Source organism: Chelatococcus sp. GCM10030263 (assembly GCF_042666455.1).
Taxonomy (GTDB): Bacteria; Pseudomonadota; Alphaproteobacteria; order Rhizobiales; family Beijerinckiaceae; genus Chelatococcus.
In genome coordinates this window covers 509918-530841 of record NZ_JBHTDB010000016.1, presented here as the reverse complement: position 1 = coordinate 530841, position 20924 = coordinate 509918, and the positions used below count along the sequence as shown (strand labels likewise).

Below are 20924 nucleotides of genomic sequence, written 5' to 3'. Positions count from 1 at the left end.
TGACCGGAGCCCGATCCCGAGTCTTACGAGGATCGTTCTGCCTTCCGCCGCGTTAAGGGACGAGGATGGAGGACGCCATGGTCAAGTTCGGATACAAGCTGATGACCGAGGAGCACGGTCCCGCGGCCCTCGTCAGCAACGCCTGCCGCGCCGAAGCTGCGGGCTTCGACTTTCTCTCGATCTCCGACCATTTCCATCCCTGGCTGAAGGCGCAGGGCCACGCGCCCTTTGCGTGGAGCGTGCTCGGCGCTATCGCCCAGGCCACATCGCGCATCGGCATTGCCACCGGCCTGACATGCCCGATCCTGCGCTATCATCCCGCCATCATCGCCCAGGCGGCGGCGACGGTCGCCCTGTTGAGCGAGAACCGTTTTACGCTTGCCGTCGGAGCAGGCGAGCGCCTGAACGAGCATGTAACGGGTGTCCGCTGGCCGTCCATTCCCGAACGCCACGAGATGCTGGGCGAGGCGATCGACATCTGCCGCATGTTGTGGAAGGGCGGCGTCCACAGCTGGAAGGGGCGCTATTTCGTGCTCGATCATGCGGAGCTCTACGATCTGCCCGACAACCCGATCGAGCTCGTGGTCGGCGTCAGCGGGACGGCCTCCGTCGCACTCGCCGCCGAGAAGGCCGACGGGATCATGACGACCGAGCCTAACCCGGATCTCGTGACCGGCTTTCGGTCCAAGGGGCGCTCCGACGGGCCATGCTACGCCGAGGCGGTCCTGGCCTATGCGCCGACAGAGGAAGAAGCGCTGAACACGGCTCACGAGCGTTTCCGGTTTTCGGTGCTCGGCTGGGCGGTCAACAGCGAGCTGCCGACGGTCAAAGGCTTTGAAGCCGCCACCGCTTTCGTCAGACCGGACGATCTCAAGGACACCATCGCCACCGGTCCGGATGTCGAAGCGCATGTGGCATTGATCCGGAAGTATATCGACGCCGGCTACGATCACGTTGTTCTGACCTGTCCCGGCCCTCACCAGGAGCGGTTCATCGACTTCTTCCAGAACGAGCTCCGGGACCCATTGAGCAGGCTGGCCTGAGCCAAGCCTTGAAGGTCACCTTCGATCGGCTTAACGAGCACAGGTCGAACCATTTGGAGCCGTCCCGCGGCCCCAAACCCACAAAATAGCTGGCCCACACTATCTCGACCCGCATGAGCGAACCCGCGTGCTGGCTGGTCGGCCCTTTCCCGCTCGGTTAACATCTTGCGAGATAACAGACGGCATGGAGGGCCCATGGCCGACGATCGGCAGCCTGCGTCGGCTGATGAGGCGCTTCTTCCGTGCGACATCGTCATGGCGGGCGGGGTCACGAGCGGTATCATCTATCCCGGAGCCGTGGCCATGATCGCCCGGCGCTTCTCCTTCCACGCGATCGGGGGAACGTCGGTCGGTGCCATCGCGGCGGCTGCCACGGCGGCGGCGGAATACGGACGGCGAACTGGCCGCAACCCGGGCGCTTTCGAGGAACTCGCCGCCATCCCGATGACGCTGGCCGAACAGGCGCGGAGCGGACACTCGCGCCTGTTTCACTTGTTCACGCCGGAGGCGGCGACCCGGCCCTTCATGTCGCTCCTGACGCCGTTCATGGGCAAGGGAGGCATCGTCCAAAAGCTCGCCGATCTCCTGCCGCTCCTTCGGGAGTGGCGGATCGCTCTTCCCCTCTTGGCTGCTCTGCTCGCGGGGCTCGCCCTTATCGTGGCTCCCGCGCTGGAGTTTCGTTTCGCTCTCGCCGCAATCGGTCTGATCGCCGCGGGCGCGCTCGTCGCGGCCGTGTTCGTGCTGTCGCTCGTCCGGGTATTGCGGCGGCAATGGCTGCCGGCTTGGCGCACGAACGGCTATGGCATCTGCACCGGCATGGCATCGCCGGAATTCCCGGGAAGGGAGGGGGAGACCGCCTGGGAGGGGCTCACGCCTTGGATGCATGGGATCATCCAGCGAGCCGCCGGGCGCGCGCCGGGCGAGCCGCCACTCACCTTCGGTGATCTCTGGGCGCCCCTTGCGGCGGGAGAGGACGTGGGCGCCACAGATCCGGCAGCGCACCGCGCGATCGACCTGTCGATGATCGCGAGCGACATCAGCCGGAACCGAACCGTCCAGATTCCCTTCATCCAGACACCGTCCCCCCTCTATGCCGACTTGGCCGTCCTTCGCCGCTATTTCCCCGAGGAGGTCGTGGAATGGATGGAGCGTCGCGCCGGCGAATATGATGCGCGTATCGAGCGGCGGCACGGCGTCATCCGGCTGCCGATGCCGCAGGATCTTCCTGTCGTCTTTGGCGCGCGGCTCTCCCTGAGCTTCCCGATCCTGCTGTCCGCAGTGCCGCTCCTCACACCAGATTTCCACAAGAAGGCCGATGAGACCGGTGCAATCCCGCTCCGGCCCCTATGGTTTTCGGACGGTGGGCTCACGTCCAATTTCCCGATCCATTTGTTCGACAGCCCCATTCCCTCCCGACCGACCTTCTGCCTCAACCTCGTGGACTTCGATGCCGAGGTGCCGACGGCCGAACTGGCGGAGGAATCCGAGGTGGCGGATGAACGCGCACCTGAAAGCGGGATCACCGACGCCGAAGAAAAGCCGATCACGCGTCCGCAGGCGCCGGAGCGCACCGCTCGCCAACGTCCGGCTGAAACGCCGGCAGCCGACCCCCGACCGGGAAACAAGGTCTGGGGTTTCGTCTCGATGGCGAAGGGAAACCGCTTCACGCCAGTTCCGTTCACCGCCTTCGATTCGGGGGCGGGCACCGGTCTCCTCTCGTTCTTGAACACGCTCCTCAACACGGCGCGCTTTTGGAGCGATAATCAGATGCTGATCGCGCCCGGTGTCCGCGACCGGGTCGTTCACGTCGCGCTTCGCGATGACGAGGGCGGCCTCAATCTCGACATGAAGGGCAATGTGGTCGCCGACCTCGACCTCAGAGGCCGGGCGGCCGGGCTCCTGATATCGGCCCGCTTCGATCCGCTCGCGGCCATCGACCCCGAGACGGGCGAGCCCAATGCGCGGGTCTTCGCGAACCACCGCTGGGTGCGGTATCGCAACTTCATGGCCGCCTTCGAGGATCTCGCGCGCCGCTACGCGGCAGCGCGGCGGGAATCCGACAGGGCAGGTGCAATCCGCTGCGAGCCGTCCCTCGAGGAGATGATCGCCGGATCAACTCCTACACGCCTCGGCTATCCGGCGCCGGCCGGCGCACGGGATTATTTTCGCGGCGTGACGGACGCTTTCGAGGCTCTCGCCCTCGATATGGCGGACAGAACGCGGGCCTCCCCGGAGGCGACATTCGACAGGCCGCGCCGCCTCGGGACAAAGCCTCCCGCAGGCGCTGCCCCGCGGCCCAAGATGCGGATTCGGTTGCGTCCACTGGCCGACAATGATCCGCGCGCCGAACACGCCGACTTGCCGGCTCCGATCGAGAACCGATCGCCCTCTATTCAAGAGTAGTCGGTGCCTCACAGATCGTCGCCAGCTGGACAAACGGCTGCATACAGCCGACGCGCAGCCCTTCGCTGGATTTGATAGCCGCCGTCGCTACGCCGCTTCCGTCTGCTCAGTCCACTCAGGCAAGGGAACGCATCGAACGGCGCAATCAGTGGCTTTGTCGAGCGGCCAGGGCCGTTTCTGGCACCGCGTTTGTCGTCTCGACACCGTCGCAAAATATGGTCTTACTCACGGCATAGGCGCCGAGGCCGACGCCGCTGATGACGATGGCAGCGGCAATAGGACCACCTAAAACGGCCGCTGCCGTTCTTATCGTAAGGCCAAGTCCGGCTCCCCAGGCTCCTGCCACCATATGGCATCAGGCATGGCACCCGAAACATTCGCTGTTTGGTTGATCGACAGCTGGTGCATGAATGTCTCTCAAAGAAGATGATGCGTCACCTCTACAGAGCAAAAGTCACTTCTGCAACTCTTCTTATTAGGAGAACTTTCAAATCAATTCTAACAAATATTGCTGGAATTACTTGTTCGAAAAGCAGAGTACTGGCTGCTGTGACGCGCCAGCGGCAATTGTTCGCCAAGGACGTGCGGATAGCCTGCGGCCAAATGGATCACCCGAGCGGGCCTGTTTCCGACCGCAAGGCTACGGCACTTGGGAAAGCGGTTGCCTCGGCTCTCAAGCCGCCTCCGCCGACCGGGTCTCGGCCGGCGGCAGCTTGACGAGCATCGCGATCATCCCGCGGTCGTGCAGCACGGCCATGCGTTCCTTGGGCTTGAGCCAGGCGCGTGCATCCTCGATCGTCTCGGCGTCGATGAGCTTGGCGAAGGCGAGCGCGTGATCGGCATCGATCTCGCCGCGATGCCGTTTCGGTGCCGTCGGGAGAAGCGCTTCATGCCATGTCCTGACTTCCGGATCGGCATGGAGCACGTCGATTGAATCGGCATCATCGAAACCGTTGCGCATGAAATCGGCATGAAGCTCGGCGGCGCGGACGGCGATCGGCGGTCGCTTTGTCTCCTCCGGCGTCAGGAGAAGGCCCATCCGCTTCAGGGCAAGCCCGACCGCCAAGGTCCCCGTCGCCCAGGAGATTGGGATGGCGAGCACCAGACCGACGATCGTTGGCGACATCCAGCCGAACAGGGACGGGGCGATCATGAAGGCCGAGATGCCCGTGAGAACTCCGAGAAAGGTGTGGGCGCTGTGCCGGCGCACGATATCGCGGAAGGGGATGGAGCCGTCGTCGCGCCGCTGCGGCTGCCAGCCGGTATCGCGCCCGGCGATGATCTGGAATACGGCGCCGGATTGCACCAGCATCATGATCGGCGCGAGCAGCGCCGACAATATGATCTCGAGCAGCGCCGATACGCCGAGGCGAATGCCTCCCCCGCTCGCTTTACGCTCGCGCCCGGACAGGAGCATCAGCACCAGCCCCAAGATCTTCGGCGCGACGAGAATGCCCATGGTGAGCGCGAAGAGGAACAAGGCGCGCTCTGGGTCGAACCGCGGCCAGATGGGAAAGAGCGAGAACTCCTTGCTGAAATATTCCGGCCGCACGTAATGCGTCTGCCAGACCAGCACGATACCGACGATGAGCTGAAGCAGCCACAGCGGCGAGGCGAGATAGGAGAAAATGCCCGTCGCGAAATGCTGCCGCGTTGCGAGCTTCAGCCCCTTGGCACCGATGACGCGCGAGTGCTGGAGATTGCCTTGGCACCAGCGGCGGTCGCGCGCCGCCACATCGATCAGCGACGGCGGGCTTTCCTCGTAGCTCCCCACCATCTCCGGGATCATATAGACGGTCCAGCCAGCCCGGCGCATGAGCGCCGCCTCAACGAAGTCATGGCTCAGGATATGGCCGCCGAAGGGCGGCTTGCCCGGCAGATCCGGCAGGCCGCAATGGGCCGCGAAAGCGGCCGTGCGGATGATGGCGTTATGCCCCCAGTAATTGCCGTCGCGGCCCATCCAAACCGCGAGCCCCTTGGCGATGAGCGGCCCATAGACACGCGCCGCGAACTGCTGCACCCGCGCAAAGAGCGTGTTGCGGTTGATGATGAGCGGCAGGCTCTGGATGATGCCGGCGTCCGGGTCATGCTCCATCGCATAGGCGAGCCGCACGATGCAGGCGCCGGTCATCAGGCTGTCGGCGTCGAGCACCAGCATGTGGTCGTAAGCGCCGCCCCAGCGCGCGACGAAATCGGCGATATTGCCGGCCTTGCGATGGGTGTTCTTCGGCCGGTGCCGGTAATAGATGCGGCAGTTCTCGCCGCAGCGCCGGCGCAGTTCCAGGAAGGCGCGCTCCTCCGCCAGCCAGACGTCGGGATGCGTGGTATCCGACAGGATGAAGTAGTCGAACTGGTCACCGAGACCGGTTTCCTCGACGGATTCGCGGATGGCGGCGAGCGCGCTGAACACCCGCGCCGCCGACTCGTTATAGATCGGCATGACGACCGCAGTGCGCGTGCGCAGCTGCTGCGGCAGCACATCCGAGCCGCGCCGGGCGACCAGAAAGGCCGCGAAGCCGACGACGGCGCTCGTGAAGGCCAGCGCGATCCACGAGAAATTGATGGTGAACAGGGTGAGCAGCACCCACTGCAGAACGGTCGTGCGGCTGACCGAGACGACCTGGTACATTTCCCAAGCGCCATAGGCGGTGAGTGCCGCTGCGCCGCCGAAGACGCCGAGGCGCGCGAGCCAGCAGCCGGACATGCGCTGCGGCCGAACCAGTTGACGCCGTTCAGGCGCCGTCCAGACGCGCAGCGACTGGGTCGGCATGGCGAGCCGCCTTTCGGGCGGCAGCGGATCGCGTGGCAGGGGGCAGTCCGTCATCGGGTGCTCCGTCAACCTGTCCACCGATAAAGCCATGTCTCGCCCAATGGTTTCCCTGCCGCCTCCAGCACGAGACGCAATTCGACCGCTGGCTCGCTGCCGGGATCGAGATCGAAGATCACTCTCAGCGTTTTGCGTTCCGGATAAGGCCAGAGTTTGATCCCGGCGATCTTGCCGGGGGAGGCGGTCGCCTGCGCCGTCGCATTGTTCAACACATTCGGATCTGCGAAACTTTCGGCCGTGAAATCGACCGCGAAACGTTGCTGGCGTCCACCTGGACCATTCCCGACGCGGGTCGCCTCGACGATGGCGAAGCTCGGCCGCTCCGGCGGTGACCAGCACCAGTAGAGGCGGCAGGCGAAGCTCACTTCGCTGCCCGCCTGGAGGGCCTGTTTGGGCCGCCAATAGGTGATGATGTTGTCGTTCATCTCCGATTCTGTCGGCACCTCGATCAGCTGCACGGAGCCTTCGCCCCATTCGCCCAGAGGCTCGGCCCAGAGGCTGGGGCGCCGCTCGAAATGCTGCTGATCGTCCTGGAAGGCGTTGAAGTCGCGCTCGCGCTGGAGAAGACCGAAGCCGGCAGGATTGACGTCGACGAAGGCCGAGATCTCGAGGTTGGTCGGATTGCTCACCGGCCTCCAGATCCATTCGCCGTGGCCGTTGTGCATCTGCAGGCCCTCGACCTCGTAGACCGCCGCGCGTACATCGGGCGCCGCGCTCTGGTCATTGGGTCCGAACAAATAGGCGCCGGTCATCGCGCCATAGCCGACATGGTCGAGGGCAGCGCGCGGATAAAGGCTTACTTCGAGGTCCGTGATGGTGACGTCGCCAGGGCGCAGCGTGTAGCGCGCAGCGCCCGCGACGCTTTCCGTGTCGAACAGCGCATTGACCACCAAGGCGCCGCTCCCGGCGGTCGGGCGGTCGATCCAGAAGGCGCGGATGAAAGGCACCTCCTCGCCGCGCTGATCGGCGGGCTTCAGGATGAGCGTGCGTGCATGCACGCCGAAATTCTGGCCGCGTGCCATGGCACGGAAGAAGGTCGCTCCCTGGAAGATCGCCGCTTCCCAGTTGGTCGCGTCAGGGCCCTCCGCGAGCACCCGGAAGCCGGAAAAGCCGAGATCGTCATCGCCCGCCGGTGGTGCCACTTTGCCGAAGTCGAACATCGACGGGCTGTAGGCGATATGCCGGACGACGCCGTCCTCCACGACGAAAAGGCTGACGCGGGTGGAGAAGACGAAGCCGCGATGCAGCGGTTCGATGCCGAACCCGCGGCCCTCCTTCAGCCAGAGAACGGCCTCCGGCTTGGCACGGATGCTGTTGTACTGATCGAGAGGCAACTTGCCGAAATTATCCGGCAAATCATTGGGCAGCGGAACGAAGGGCTTGGTCGCCAGGAACTTGGCGATTTCTGCGACGCGCGCCGGATTGAAGGACTTCCCGTCGCCGAGCGTCTGCAGCGCTGCATCGACGACATTCGGCTCCTGGGCGAGAGCGGGGAGGGGACGGAACACGCCGGCGGCGATCGCCATTGCGCCCATGCCGAGCAGATCGCGCCGTGCGAGCACGGACTGGGTGTGGGAGGGCGGGCGCGAGGCGGCGTCTGACACGTGAGTCCGTTATTCCTTGTGGGTAGGGCTAAGCTAGCTTTCGGCCCGCAAGGCCGACATTTAACATGGCGAGCGGCCGGGCCGCGAGATCGATTCATGCATGACGCGTATGATCTTGATCATCAAATATCGGCAAAGCTTTGACGAAATCGATTGGCTGCGGCATGCGTTCCCGGCAAACCGGCTGCCGGAGGACGAGCAGCGCGGACCTGAGGATAGGCGGTGATGGTGACCCAAGTTTCGCACCCCGGCGCCCTGGTGGCGCGTCGTTGCCTGGCCGTCGTGCTGGCGGCCGGCGAAGGCACGCGTATGCGCTCTCAGCGCCCCAAGGTGCTGCATGAGGTGGCCGGCCGCGCGCTGCTCGCACATGTGCTGACCACGACGACCGAAGCGGGCGCCGGCGAGATTGCCGTGGTGGTCGGCCCGGACCGGGACGACGTGGGCGCCGCCGCCCGAAAGGTGGCGCCTGCCGCCCAAATCTATGTGCAGAGAGAACGTCTCGGCACCGCGCATGCCGTGCTCGCCGCCCGCGAGGCGCTCATGCGCGGCGCCGACGACGTTATCGTCGCTTTCGGCGATACGCCGCTGGTGCGGCCGGAGACTTTCCTGCGGCTGCGCGAAGCGCTCGCCGGAGGAGCCGCCGTCGTCGTGCTCGGCTTCGAGGCGCGCGATCCCAAAGGCTACGGCCGCTTGGTGCGCGACGGCGAGACGCTCGTCGCCATCCGCGAGGAGAAGGACGCGAGCGAGGTCGAGCGCGCGATCACGCTCTGCAACGGCGGCGTGATGGCGCTCGCCGGCACGACGGCGCTCGCCCTGCTCGAACAGGTCTCCAATGCCAATGCGAAGGGCGAATATTACCTGACGGACGTCGCGGAGATAGCCCACCGGCGCGGGCTAGAGACCGCGGTCCTGACCGTGAGCGAGGAAGAGATCCAGGGCGTCAACGATCGCGCCCAGCTTGCGGCCGCGGAGGCCGTCCTGCAGCGCCGTCTCCGGGCGGCGGTCCTGGCGGCGGGCGTGACGCTCGTCGCGCCGGACACCGTTTTCCTGAGCGCCGACACGGCTTTCGGCACGGATGTCGTGGTGGAGCCGAATGTCGTCTTCGGCCCCGGCGTCAGCGTCGGAGACCGCGCGGTAATCCATGCCTTTTCGCATCTGGAAGGCGCGCGGGTGGGCGAAGGCGCGACCGTCGGGCCCTTTGCCCGGCTGAGGCCCGGCGCCGACCTCGGCGCCTCGGCGCGTGTCGGAAATTTCGTGGAGATCAAGGCGGCCGCAATCGGGGCCGGCGCCAAGATCAACCATCTCACCTATATCGGCGATGCCAGCGTGGGGGCGGGGACGAATATCGGCGCCGGCACCATCACCTGCAATTACGACGGCTTCCGCAAATATCGGACAACGATCGGCGCCAACGCCTTCATCGGGTCCAATTCCTCACTGGTCGCGCCGGTGACGATCGCCGACGGCGCCTATATCGGCTCCGGCTCGGTGATCACCAGCGACGTGCCGGCGGACGCCCTTGCGATAGGCCGGGGGCGACAGGTGGTGAAAGAGGGATGGGCGGCGCTCTTTCGCGAGAAGTTCGGCCCGAAGAAGCACGATTGAGTCTTTCGAAACCACGATACAAACAGATATCCAACTTGATTTGTCGCTCCGGCTACGCCTCTGCTAGCTGCTTCGGTAACGTAGGACGTTGAACGGGGACCGGGATACATGTGCGGCATCGTGGGAATTCTCGGGCAGGGGCCGGTCGCGACGCAGGTCGTCGACGCGCTGAAGCGGCTCGAATACCGTGGCTACGATTCGGCCGGCGTCGCGACCATCCATGCCGGTCAGCTCGACCGCCGGCGGGCGGAGGGCAAGCTGCGCAATCTCGAGGAGAGGCTGACGCTCGCCCCCCTGCAGGGCGCGAGCGGCATCGGCCATACCCGCTGGGCAACGCATGGCCGGCCGAACGAAACCAACGCCCATCCCCATGCCACCGCAAGTGTCGCCGTCGTCCATAACGGCATCATCGAGAATTTCCGCGAACTGAAGGCGGAGCTGACGGATGATGGCGTGGTCTTCGACACCGAGACAGATACCGAGGTCGTCGCGCATCTCGTCTCGCAGCGGCTGGGCGCGGGCCTCTCGCCGCGCGAGGCCATCGCGGCGGTGCTGCCGCGCCTCAAGGGCGCCTTTGCGCTCGCCTTTCTTTTTTCGGGCGAAGACGACCTGATGATCGGCGCACGCCATGGTGCCCCGCTCGCCATCGGCTACGGCCGGGGGGAGATGTATCTGGGCTCGGACGCTCTGGCGCTCGCCCCCTTCACCGAGGACGTCGCCTATCTCGATGATGGCGACTGGGCCGTGCTGTCACGCGCCGGGGCGGAAATTCGCGATCAATCAGGCGCGCTCGTGGAGCGCGCGCGCCAGCATATTGCGCCCAGCGCTTTCATCGCCGACAAGGGCAACCACCGCCATTTCATGGCGAAGGAAATACATGAGCAGCCGGAGGTCGTCGGCCGCACCATCGCCCATTATGTCGATCTCGCCACCGGCCGGGTCAATCTCCCGGCCGCGCTGCCCTTCGACTTCGCGCGGCTGAAGCGGCTCGTCATCTCGTCCTGCGGCACCGCCTATTATGCGGGCCTCGTCGCCAAATACTGGTTCGAGCGGTTGGCGCGGCTGCCGGTCGACATCGATGTCGCCTCCGAGTTCCGCTACCGCGAGATGCCGCTCGACGGCGGCGAGCTCGCCCTCTTCATCTCGCAATCGGGCGAGACGGCCGACACGCTCGCTTCGCTGCGCTATGCCAAAGCCCAAGCGCAGCATATCGTCTCGATCGTCAATGTGCCGACCTCGACCATCGCCAGGGAAAGCGCTGTCGTGCTGCCGACGCTGGCAGGGCCCGAGATCGGCGTTGCCTCCACCAAGGCTTTCACCTGCCAGCTCTCGGTGCTGCTCGCGCTCGCCATCGCCGCCGGCCGGGCGCGTGGCGTCATCTCCGAGGCCGAGGAGCAGCGCCTGGTTGCAGCGCTCATCGCCGTGCCCAGCGCCATCGCCGACAGCCTCAAGCACGAGCGCGACGTCGAGCTTCTGGCGCGGGAACTCGCGAAGGCGCGCGACGTGCTCTATCTCGGCCGCGGCACCGCCTATCCGCTGGCGCTGGAAGGCGCGCTGAAGCTCAAGGAAATTTCTTACATCCATGCCGAAGGCTATGCCGCCGGCGAGCTGAAACACGGGCCGATCGCACTGATCGACGAGGCGATGCCGGTGATCGTGCTCGCGCCCCACGACGGTGTCTTCGACAAGACCGTGTCGAATGTGCAGGAGGTTGCCGCACGCGGCGGCAAGATCATCCTGATCGGCGAGGGCAGGGCGGTCGACGAAGCGGGCGTTGCGACATTCGCTGCGATCGGCATGCCGGCGCTCGATCCGGTCGTGGCGCCGATCGTCTATGCGGTTCCCGTGCAACTCCTCGCCTACCACACGGCCGTCGTCATGGGGAAGGATGTCGACCAGCCGCGCAATCTCGCCAAATCGGTCACGGTCGAGTGATCGGGATGCGATAACAACGGACCATAACACCTAGTGGCCTTGGCGCGATTCATGCTCCCGATTCATGCTACTGTGAGAACTCACATCCCTTTTCACAGGGGCAGGCATGGCTCCCGACGACAAAACGGGTGGCGGCGAACCGTCGTCTCCCGGTGATCTTCTGCCGAGCGCGAACGAGGTCGTTCGCGGCATGGCGGCTATCGGCGCGCGCCAAACAGTGCGCGGGCGCCTGAAAACCTCGTTCTTCACCGGTCTCATTATTGCGGGGCCGCTCGCCGTCACCGCCTATATCGTGTGGTGGCTTGTGACGCTCGTCGACGGCTGGGTGAAACCGCTCATTCCGCCCGCCTATCTGCCCGAGACCTATCTGCCCTTTCCGATTCCCGGCTTCGGCTTGGTGGTCGCCTTCATCGGGCTGACGCTGCTCGGCTTTCTCACGGCGGGGCTGGTTGGGCGAACCCTGCTCAACGCCGGAGAGCGGCTGCTCGCCCGCATGCCGGTGGTGCGCGGCCTCTACAGGGGTGTGAAGCAGGTCTTCGAGACGATCTTCTCCCAGTCCGGAACGTCCTTCCGCAAGGTGGCGCTCGTGCAGTTTCCGGCACCGGGCATGTGGTCCATCGTCTTCCTGTCGGCGCCACCGACGGAACAGACCGCCGCCCATCTGCCGGAGGCGGGCGATTATGTCAGCGCCTTCATGCCCTGCACGCCCAATCCGACGACCGGCTTCTTCTTCTTCGTGCCGCGCCGGGAGATCATCGAGGTGCCGATGAGTGTCGAGGACGGCGCCAAGCTCATCATGTCGGCCGGCATGATCCAACCCGCGCCCGCCGCCCAACCCCGTCTTGCTGCACTGGCGGAAGAGGTGCGGGCGCTGGAGAAATCAGACGTGGCGTGATCACTCACCCGTCATCCCGGAACCGAAGGAAGTGAGGTGTCCGGGATCCAGAGTCGATGGTGGTGGAAGACGAATCGGGACGGTGGAGCCTGCGACGATTGCCGACCAAGACTCACCTTCGATCCGCATCGATTCTGGATTCCGGGCTCCGGCTTCGCCGGCCCCAGAATGACACGGCGTTTACTCACCCCGCCCGGACCAGCCGGATCGCCTCGTCGCGTTCAAAGAGATAGAGAAGAAGGCGGAGCGCCTCGCCGCGCGGGCTCGTGAGCTTCGGGTCGCGCTCGAGAATGAGGCGGGCGTCGTCGCGCGCTGCCGCGATCAGGTCGGCATCTAGGGCGAGTTGCGCCAGCTTGAAGTCGGGCGCCCCGGATTGGCGGGTCCCGAGAATTTCGCCTTCGCCGCGCAGCTTCAGATCCTCCTCGGCGATGCGGAAGCCGTCTTCGGTCGCGCGGATGACACCGAGCCGCGCCTTGGCGACCTCGCCGAGCGGCGCCTTGTAGAGCAGGACACAGCTCGATTGCGCCGCGCCGCGCCCGACCCGGCCACGCAGCTGGTGAAGCTGCGCGAGCCCGAAGCGCTCGGCATGCTCGATCACCATGATGGTCGCTTCCGGCACGTCGACGCCGACCTCGATGACAGTGGTGGCAACGAGGATCTTCGTCTCGCCGCGCTGGAAGGCGGCCATGGCGGCATCCTTGTCGCGGCCGGGCATCTTGCCGTGCACGAGCCCGACCGTATCGCCGAAGATCTGGCGTAGCACCGCATGGCGTTCCTCCGCGGCTGCGACGTCGAGGGTCTCGGATTCGGCGACGAGCGGGCAGACCCAATAGGCGCGGGCGCCGCCGGCGAGTGCCCGTTGCAGGCCGGCGACCACGTCGTCCATGCGGTCGAGCGGCACGGCGCGCGTGTCGATCGGCCGCCGGCCGGCCGGTTTCTCCGTGAGCAGCGACACGTCCATGTCGCCGAAATAGCTGAGCACCAGCGAGCGCGGGATCGGCGTCGCCGTCATGACGAGGAGGTCGACGGCCTCGCCCTTGCGGCCGAGGGCGAAACGCTGGTGGACGCCGAAGCGATGCTGTTCGTCGATGACGGCAAGCCCGAGATCGGCGAAGGCGACCGCCTCCTGGAAGAGCGCATGGGTGCCGACGACGAGCTTGAGATCGCCGCTCGCGAGCCGCGCCAGCGTCTCGGCGCGCTCGGCGCCCTTGTCGCGGCCAGTCAGCAGGCCGACCTCGATGCCGGCCGCAGCCGCAAGCGGCGCGAGCCGCGCATGGTGCTGGCGGGCGAGGATTTCGGTCGGCGCCATCAGGGCGGCCTGCCGGCCGCCTTCCGCCGCGCTCGCCATGGCCATCAGGGCAACGACCGTCTTGCCGGAGCCGACATCGCCCTGCAGCAGCCGCACCATGCGGTGCGGCGAGGCGAGATCTCCGGCGATATCGGCGACGGCCTTCTCCTGCGATGCAGTCAGCGCGAAGGGCAGCGCGGCGCGGATGGCGCCGGTCAGCCTGCCGTCGCCGGCGATGCTCCGCCCCGCCTTGCGCCTCCCTTGGGCACGCATGAGCGCGAGCGCGAGCTGCGTCGCCAGCAGTTCGTCATAGGCGAGGCGACGCCGGGCAGGGGCCTCCGGCAGGAAAGGTGTCATATCCGCCGGCTGATGCACGCCCCGCATAGCCTCTCCGAAAACGGGAAAGCCGGCGCGGCGCAGCCAAGCCGCGTCCTGCCACTCCGGCAGCTCCGGCAAGCGGTCGAGGGCCGCCCCCGCGATGCGCGTGACATAGCGCGCCGAAAGCCCTTCGGTGAGTCCATAGACCGGCTCGACCGGCGGCAGCTTCTCAGCCTCGGCCGGGTCGAGGACACGGTCCGGATGCACCATCTGGCGGCGGCCGTCCCAGAGCTCGATGCGGCCGGAGACGAGCCGCTCGGCACCGAGCGGCAGCATCTTGTCGAGCCGTGTCTGAACCATGCTGAAGAAGACGAGTGTGACGTCGCCGGTCTCGTCCTCGACGAGCACGCGGTAGGGCGCGCGCGAGCGCCCGGGCGGCGGCGGGCGGTGGGCGGTGACGCGCACGGTGAGCGTCACCACCTCGCCCGGCACGGCATCGGCGATCGTCGGCCGGGCGCGCCGGTCTATGCCCGTATGCGGCAGATGAAAGAGAAGATCGAGTACGCGCGCCTCACCCGGCGCGGCATCGAGCAGCCGGGCGAAGAGCTGGGCCGTGCGTGGCCCCACGCCCGGCAGGGCCGACAGCGGTGCGAAGAGAGGATCGAGGATCGGTGGACGCATGAGGCTTCATAGCGGAACAGCCTAGGCCCTAGCCAGTCCATCGAGCATCGGCGTGGTGCCGGCTTCCGCGCCGGTGGAGAACCGTCGCGAGATCGTCCGGCACCGGAGCAGCCCGATGAAGGCGGGCTGAGAAACTCCCTTGTTCAGATTTGAGGGGCGTTTGGAAGCGGCGGGGTATTTTGGCGTCGTTGCCGCTGGGCATTGGCGGAGAGGAATTCCTGGTTCACCTTCGGCCGCGTCTCAACCTTGTGGAACCAATAACGGCCGCCGCTTCTGTTGAGAATAATGTGCCAGGCTTCGCCGGCGTCTCTCAGCCGCACCGTGATGTGGGGCCGCGCGTCACCGCCCATGCCAGGGCCGCTCTTGCGATGAATTCCAGCGACGACTTCAAGCTCTCCGCTCAAATACGCCTCGTCCAATCGTGGGGACTTCTTGCAAGCATCCAAGATAATCTTCTCAACAAATCTTTCAGAATCGTATTCGTCATCTTTGATCCAATTGGTAGCAAAATGTAGAGCGTGAAGCATAATAATCAACGTCCAAAAATGTGCATGAAAACGACTTGATAATAAGAGCGCAATCAAGAAGGGCAAGGGGGAATAAGACGTATATTATTGGCGGGTAATATCTTTTTGGCGGCCGGCGCCATGGAATGACCGTGATATGGGACGAGAAGCGCGCGCTCAGCGGCCAGTCGTCACTGACGACCGCTACCGCCGGACTTCTGCTGACATGGCAGATATCAGCTCCTATATACGGGCGGTCCCGCAGATTGGAGAACAGCGATGTCCGACGAAACCGAAGCTCTTGCGCTGCGCCGCAGGCGGCTCAGGTTTCGCGCCTGGCATCGCGGCATGCGTGAGATGGATCTCATCTTCGGCCGCTTCGCCGATGCGGAGCTCGATCGCCTGGACGAGCCCGACATCGCCGCCTTCGAGGCTCTGCTCGAGGAACAGGACAAGGATGTCTTCTCCTGGTTCTGCGGCGAAGTGCCGGTGCCGGCGGCTCACGATACCGCCTTTTTCGCAAAGCTCAGGGCTTTTCCGGTCCACGAAGCCACGACGAGCAACTGAACCTCGTCCGTCGGCGTTGAGTGGCGGTGATTGCGGGCTTATAGGTCCGATCTCCGCTCGCGGCGCGCTGCGCCATTTTGCATCTCGATAGGTTTGACATGAATCCGCTCCAGCGCGCTGTCGACGCCCTCCGCCGGGGTGACAGTCCGCTCATCTCCAGCGTGGCCGACGGGCAGGACGCCCTCGTCGTCGCCGATCTCGCACGCGCCGAGGCGAGTGCGGAACGGGTCGCCGCGGTCGTGCATGTGGTGCGCGACGACCGGCGCCTCAGCGCCATGGAAGCGGCGCTCGGCTTCGTCGCGCCCGAATTCGACGTATTGACCCTGCCGGCCTGGGACTGCCAGCCCTATGACCGCGTCTCACCATCTGCGGCGATTACCGCCCGGCGGATGATGACCTTTGCCCGGCTCGCCTCCACCCGCTCCTCGGCCGAGCGGCCGCGGGTTGTGCTGACCACGATCAATGCGGTCCTGCAGCGCGTGCCGCCCCAGGCGCGCATCGCCCGTGAAACGCTGTCGGCGGCGCCGGGCAATACGGTCGACATGAACGCGCTCGTGCAGTGGCTCGAGATCAACGGCTTTCAGCGCACGGCGACCGTGCGCGACACCGGCGAATATGCGGTGCGCGGCGGCATCGTCGATCTCTATGCCCCCGGCCTGCCGGAGCCGCTCCGCCTCGACTTCTTCGGCGATACGCTCGAATCGATCCGCGCCTTCGATGCGGAGACGCAGCGCACGACCCATCAGCTGCGCTCGCTCGATCTCGTGCCGATGAGCGAAGTGAAGCTCATGACCGAGACCATCCGTCGCTTCCGCCAGGGCTATGTGGCAGCCTTCGGCGCCGCCACCCGCGACGACACGCTCTACGAGGCGGTGAGCGAGGGTAGGCGCCATCCCGGCCTCGAACATTGGCTGCCGCTCTTCCATGACGGTCTGGATACGCTCTTCGATTATCTGCCCGGCGTGCCGCTGGTTTTCGATCCGCTGCTGGAAGACGCCGCCGAGGAACGGCTCGCGCAGATCACCGACTATTACGAGGCGCGCCGCAACCAGCCCGCCGCCGGCGCGACCGGCGGGGCACCGCCCTACAAGCCTCTGCCGCCAGATGCGCTCTATCTGCCGAAGGCGGAATGGCAGGAGCGCCTGAAGGCGAGCGCGGTGGCGCGGCTGACGCCCTTCGCCCAGCCCGAAAGCGAGGCGCGGCTCGTTATCGATGTCGGCGGCCGGCAGGCGCGCAATTTCGCGCCCGAGCGCGCCGACGGCACCATCAATATCTTCGAGGCCGCCGTCGCCCATATCCGCGACCTGCAGTCTGCTGGCCGCAAGGTCGTCGTCGCGGCCTGGTCGGAAGGTTCGCGCGAGCGGCTAGGCTCGGTGCTCGCCGACCACGGCCTCAAGAAGATGACGCCGGTCGGCCGCCTTTCGGTCGCGCTGGGATTGCCGGCGGGCGAGGTGGGCCTTGCCGTCTGGGGTCTCGAATCCGGCTTCGAGGTCGGCGATCTCGCCGTCATCGGCGAGCAGGACATCCTCGGTGACCGGCTCGTGCGCCAGAAGCGCAAGTCACGGCGCGCGCAAGATTTCATTGCGGAGGTATCGAGCCTTGCCGCCGGCGACCTCGTCGTGCACGTGGATCACGGCATCGGCCGCTTCGTCGGGCTGAAGACGATCGACGTTGCGGGTGCCCCGCACGACTGCCTGGAGCTGCATTACGCCGGCGGCGACAAGCTGTTCCTGCCGGTGGAGAATATCGACCTTCTGTCGCGCTACGGCTCGGAAGACACCGAGGTCGCGCTCGACAAGCTCGGCGGCGCAGCCTGGCAGGCACGCAAGTCGAAGCTGAAGCAGCGCATCCGCGAGATGGCCGGCGCGCTCATCAAGGTGGCCGCAGCCCGCGCGCTCAAGGAGGCGCCGCGCGTCGTGCCCCCGCCGGGCCTCTATGACGAATTCGCCGCCCGTTTTCCCTATGAGGAGACGGAAGACCAGCAGAACACCATCGATGCCGTGCTCGACGATCTCGCCTCGGGGCGGCCGATGGACCGGCTCGTTTGCGGCGACGTCGGCTTCGGCAAAACGGAAATTGCCCTGCGCGCGGCCTTCGCGGTCGCCATGTCGGGCCGGCAGGTGGCGGTGGTCGTGCCGACGACGCTGCTCGCCCGCCAGCATTTCCGCGCCTTCCAGGAGCGTTTCCAGGGGCTGCCGCTGAAGGTCGGCCAAGCCTCGCGCTTCGTCTCGGCGCCCGAACTCAAGGCGGTGAAGGAGCAGCTGGCCGATGGCCGGCTCGACATCGTCGTCGGCACCCATGCGCTGCTTGGCAAGGCGATCCGCTTCAAGGACCTCGGCCTCATCGTCGTCGACGAGGAGCAGCATTTCGGCGTCGGCCACAAGGAGCGGCTGAAGGACCTGCGCGCCGAGGTGCATGTGCTCACGCTGACCGCGACACCCATTCCGCGCACCCTGCAGCTTGCCCTCACAGGCGTGCGCGAGCTTTCCATCATCGCGACGCCTCCGGTGGATCGCCTGGCGGTCCGCACCTTCGTCACGCCCTTCGATCCACTCTCGGTGCGCGAGGCGCTGCTGCGCGAGCGCTATCGCGGCGGCCAGTCCTTCTATGTCTGCCCGCGCATCGAGGATATCGCCGAGGTCAAGTCCTTCCTTGATCGCGAGGTGCCGGAGGTGAGGGTCGCCGTCGCCCATGGCCAGATGGCGGCCGGCCAGCTCGAAGACGTGATGGGCGCCTTCTACGACGGCAAATTCGACGTCCTGCTCTCGACGACCATCGTCGAATCGGGCCTCGACATTCCACGCGCCAACACGCTCATCGTGCACCGCGCCGACATGTTCGGCCTGGCGCAGCTCTATCAGCTGCGCGGCCGCGTCGGGCGCGCCAAGCTTCGAGCCTATGCGCTCCTCACCGTCCCGCCGACGCGGCGCCTCACCCAGTCCGCCGAGCGGCGGCTTAAGGTGCTGCAGTCGCTCGATACGCTCGGCGCCGGCTTCCAGCTGGCCAGTCACGATCTCGACATTCGTGGCGCCGGCAATCTCCTCGGCGAGGAGCAGTCCGGCCACATTCGCGAGGTCGGCTACGAGCTCTATCAGCAGATGCTGGAGGAGGCGGTCGCCCAGCTCAAGGCCGGCGTCGAGGAGACGGGCGAGGATACGTGGTCGCCGACCATCACGGTGGGCGCGCCAGTCATGATACCCGATACTTACGTGCCGGATCTTGACGTGCGTCTCGAGCTCTATCGCCGCTTGTCGACGCTCGATACCGACACCGAGATCGAGGCTTTCGGCGCCGAGCTCATCGACCGCTTCGGCTCTCTGCCGGAAGAGGTTGAGCAGCTTCTGAAAATCGTCTCGATCAAGGCGCTCTGCCGGCGCGCCAATGTGGAGAAGGTCGAAGCCGGACCGAAGGGCGTCATCGTCTCCTTCCGCGACAACTCCTTCGCCAATCCGGAAGGGCTCGTCGCCTTCGTCGGCGAACAGGGCTCGCTGGCCAAGGTCCGGCCAGACATGCGCATTGTCTTCATCGACGACTTCCCGACGCCGGCCGCCCGCCTCAAGGGCACGACGGCCATCCTTCGCAATCTCGTGCGCATCGCCGAGCGCAAGAAGGCGGCCTAGGGGGACAGCCGCCGCCGTTCAGAAAATTTGCACGCGGCGAGGCTGCGTGCTTCAAGGCTGTTGTTGCGTCAGAGGATCGAGGAGCATCGCACCGCATGGCCAGTCGCGTTATTCCTGTCTCGCCCTTCACCCTCGTCATCTTCGGCGCCACGGGCGATCTATCCCAGCGCAAGCTTCTGCCGGCCTTGTTTCATCGTTGCGTCGCCGGCCAGTTGCCGGAAGACGCCAGGATCATCGGCACCTCGCGACGGGCCATGAGCGCCGAGGAGTTCCAGGCCTTCGCCCGCAAGGCCATTGCCGAACACGTGCCGAGCAAGGACCTGGCCGAAGACGGCCTCGGACGCTTCCTCGAGCGCCTCGACTATGTCAGCCTCGATGCCGGCTCCGACGAGGGATGGCCGGATCTGGTCGATTGCGTGAAGCGGGGTGAAGGCCATATCCGCGTGTTCTATCTGGCGACCGCGCCCGATCTCTTCGGACCGATCTCCGAGCGCATCGGCACGCATGGCCTTGTCGACCAGCAGACACGCGTGGTCGTGGAGAAGCCGATCGGCAAGGACCTTGCCTCGGCCCGCGCGGTCAATGACGCGATCGGCCGTGTCTTCCCGGAAGAGAGCGTCTATCGCATCGACCACTATCTCGGGAAGGAAACGGTCCAGAATCTCATGGCGCTGCGCTTCGCCAATGCGCTCTTCGAGCCCGTGTGGAACGCAGCCCATGTCGATCATGTGCAGATCACCGTGGCGGAATCACTCGGGGTCGAGGGCCGCGCCGGCTATTACGACACGGCCGGCGCTATGCGCGACATGGTGCAGAACCATATGCTGCAGCTTCTCTGCCTGGTCGCGATGGAGCCGCCGACCTCGACGGCCGCCGATGCCGTGCGCGACGAGAAGCTCAAGGTGCTGCAGTCGCTCGTGCCGATCGATGGCCGCACGGCGACGGCGGCGACCGTGCGCGGCCAATATCGCGCCGGCGCATCGGCCGGCGGCGCGGTGCCCGGCTATCTCGACGAACTCGGCGCCTCGACGAGCCGAACCGAGACCTTCGTTTCCGTAAAGGCCGAGATCGCCAATTGGCGCTGGGCGGGCGTGCCGTTCTATCTGCGCACCGGCAAGCGCCTGCCGAGCCGCGTCTCGGAAATCGTCGTCGCCTTCCGCCGCATTCCCCACTCCATGTTCGACGGCGAGGCAGGCACGATCGAGAACAACCGTCTCGTCATCCGCCTGCAGCCGGACGAGGGCGTAAAGCTCTGGCTGATGATCAAGGATCCCGGCCCGGGCGGCATGCGCCTGCATAATGTGCCACTCGACATGAGCTTTGCCGAGGCCTTCGGCGTGCGCAATCCGGATGCCTATGAACGGCTGATCCTCGACGTGGTGCGCGGCAACCAGACGCTCTTCATGCGGCGCGACGAGGTGGAGGCCGCCTGGACCTGGATCGACCCGATCATCGAGGCCTGGCAGAACTCCGGCGAGGCGCCGAAGCCCTATACGGCGGGCACCTGGGGGCCTTCCGCCTCGATCGCGCTGATCGAGCGTGACGGCCGCACCTGGTACGATAGCGGCGACTGAAGCGTTCGCGCGAAAGCGCGGCCGGTTCGCGACACCAAAACACATCAGATCGGGATCC

12 protein-coding genes are annotated in these 20924 nt (G+C 65.9%); 8 read left to right on the top strand and 4 right to left on the bottom strand.

Features of this window, described 5'->3' with window-relative positions:
* Positions 1–77: 77 nt before the first annotated feature.
* Together ACFQU1_RS24785 and ACFQU1_RS24780 are read left to right on the top strand one after the other, a co-directional pair.
* Complete coding sequence (locus tag ACFQU1_RS24785; RefSeq protein WP_378137825.1) at positions 78–1043, top strand: TIGR03557 family F420-dependent LLM class oxidoreductase; 966 nt, start codon at positions 78–80, stop codon at positions 1041–1043.
* 195 nt (positions 1044–1238) lie between these two features.
* Positions 1239–3446 (top strand): hypothetical protein, encoded by a 2208-nt coding sequence (locus ACFQU1_RS24780; RefSeq protein ID WP_378137823.1) that lies wholly within the window; start codon positions 1239–1241, stop codon positions 3444–3446.
* 673 nt (positions 3447–4119) lie between these two features.
* Here ACFQU1_RS24780 and mdoH read toward each other — a convergent pair.
* Positions 4120–6270: a glucans biosynthesis glucosyltransferase MdoH gene (gene mdoH / locus ACFQU1_RS24775; protein WP_378137821.1), complete on the bottom strand. Its 2151-nt coding sequence runs from the start codon at positions 6268–6270 to the stop codon at positions 4120–4122.
* A gap of 11 nt (positions 6271–6281) precedes the next feature.
* Complete coding sequence (locus tag ACFQU1_RS24770) at positions 6282–7877, bottom strand: glucan biosynthesis protein (protein WP_378137819.1); 1596 nt, start codon at positions 7875–7877, stop codon at positions 6282–6284.
* Between the two features lie 225 nt (positions 7878–8102).
* On the opposite strand from ACFQU1_RS24770, the gene glmU reads away from it, so the two are divergent.
* The 3 genes from glmU to ACFQU1_RS24755 all read left to right on the top strand — a co-directional run bounded on the left by glmU (position 8103) and on the right by ACFQU1_RS24755 (position 12312).
* On the top strand, positions 8103–9482 hold the full coding sequence (gene glmU, locus ACFQU1_RS24765; protein WP_378137817.1) for a bifunctional UDP-N-acetylglucosamine diphosphorylase/glucosamine-1-phosphate N-acetyltransferase GlmU: 1380 nt from the start codon (positions 8103–8105) through the stop codon (positions 9480–9482).
* A 108-nt stretch (positions 9483–9590) separates the two neighbouring features.
* Positions 9591–11417, top strand: a complete 1827-nt coding sequence (gene glmS, locus ACFQU1_RS24760) for a glutamine--fructose-6-phosphate transaminase (isomerizing) (protein WP_378137815.1) — start codon at positions 9591–9593, stop codon at positions 11415–11417.
* Between the two features lie 106 nt (positions 11418–11523).
* Complete coding sequence (locus ACFQU1_RS24755; protein ID WP_378137813.1) at positions 11524–12312, top strand: DUF502 domain-containing protein; 789 nt, start codon at positions 11524–11526, stop codon at positions 12310–12312.
* A 184-nt stretch (positions 12313–12496) separates the two neighbouring features.
* Here ACFQU1_RS24755 and recG read toward each other — a convergent pair whose 3' ends face one another.
* Both recG and ACFQU1_RS24745 read right to left on the bottom strand, forming a co-directional pair.
* Complete coding sequence (gene recG / locus ACFQU1_RS24750; RefSeq protein ID WP_378137811.1) at positions 12497–14599, bottom strand: ATP-dependent DNA helicase RecG; 2103 nt, start codon at positions 14597–14599, stop codon at positions 12497–12499.
* 143 nt (positions 14600–14742) lie between these two features.
* Positions 14743–15126 carry a hypothetical protein gene (locus ACFQU1_RS24745; RefSeq protein ID WP_378137809.1) on the bottom strand — a complete coding sequence of 128 codons (384 nt, stop codon included), beginning with the start codon at positions 15124–15126 and terminating at the stop codon, positions 14743–14745.
* A gap of 258 nt (positions 15127–15384) precedes the next feature.
* Here ACFQU1_RS24745 and ACFQU1_RS24740 point away from each other — a divergent pair, with 258 nt between their 5' ends.
* The 3 genes from ACFQU1_RS24740 (at position 15385) to zwf (ending at position 20866) form a co-directional block, all read left to right on the top strand.
* Positions 15385–15672, top strand: a complete 288-nt coding sequence (locus ACFQU1_RS24740; protein ID WP_378137807.1) for a succinate dehydrogenase assembly factor 2 — start codon at positions 15385–15387, stop codon at positions 15670–15672.
* A gap of 98 nt (positions 15673–15770) precedes the next feature.
* Entirely contained in the window at positions 15771–19292 is a 3522-nt protein-coding gene (gene mfd / locus ACFQU1_RS24735) for a transcription-repair coupling factor (RefSeq protein WP_378137805.1), read from the top strand.
* A 95-nt stretch (positions 19293–19387) separates the two neighbouring features.
* Positions 19388–20866 carry a glucose-6-phosphate dehydrogenase gene (zwf, locus tag ACFQU1_RS24730; protein ID WP_378137803.1) on the top strand — a complete coding sequence of 493 codons (1479 nt, stop codon included), beginning with the start codon at positions 19388–19390 and terminating at the stop codon, positions 20864–20866.
* Positions 20867–20924: the final 58 nt, after the last annotated feature.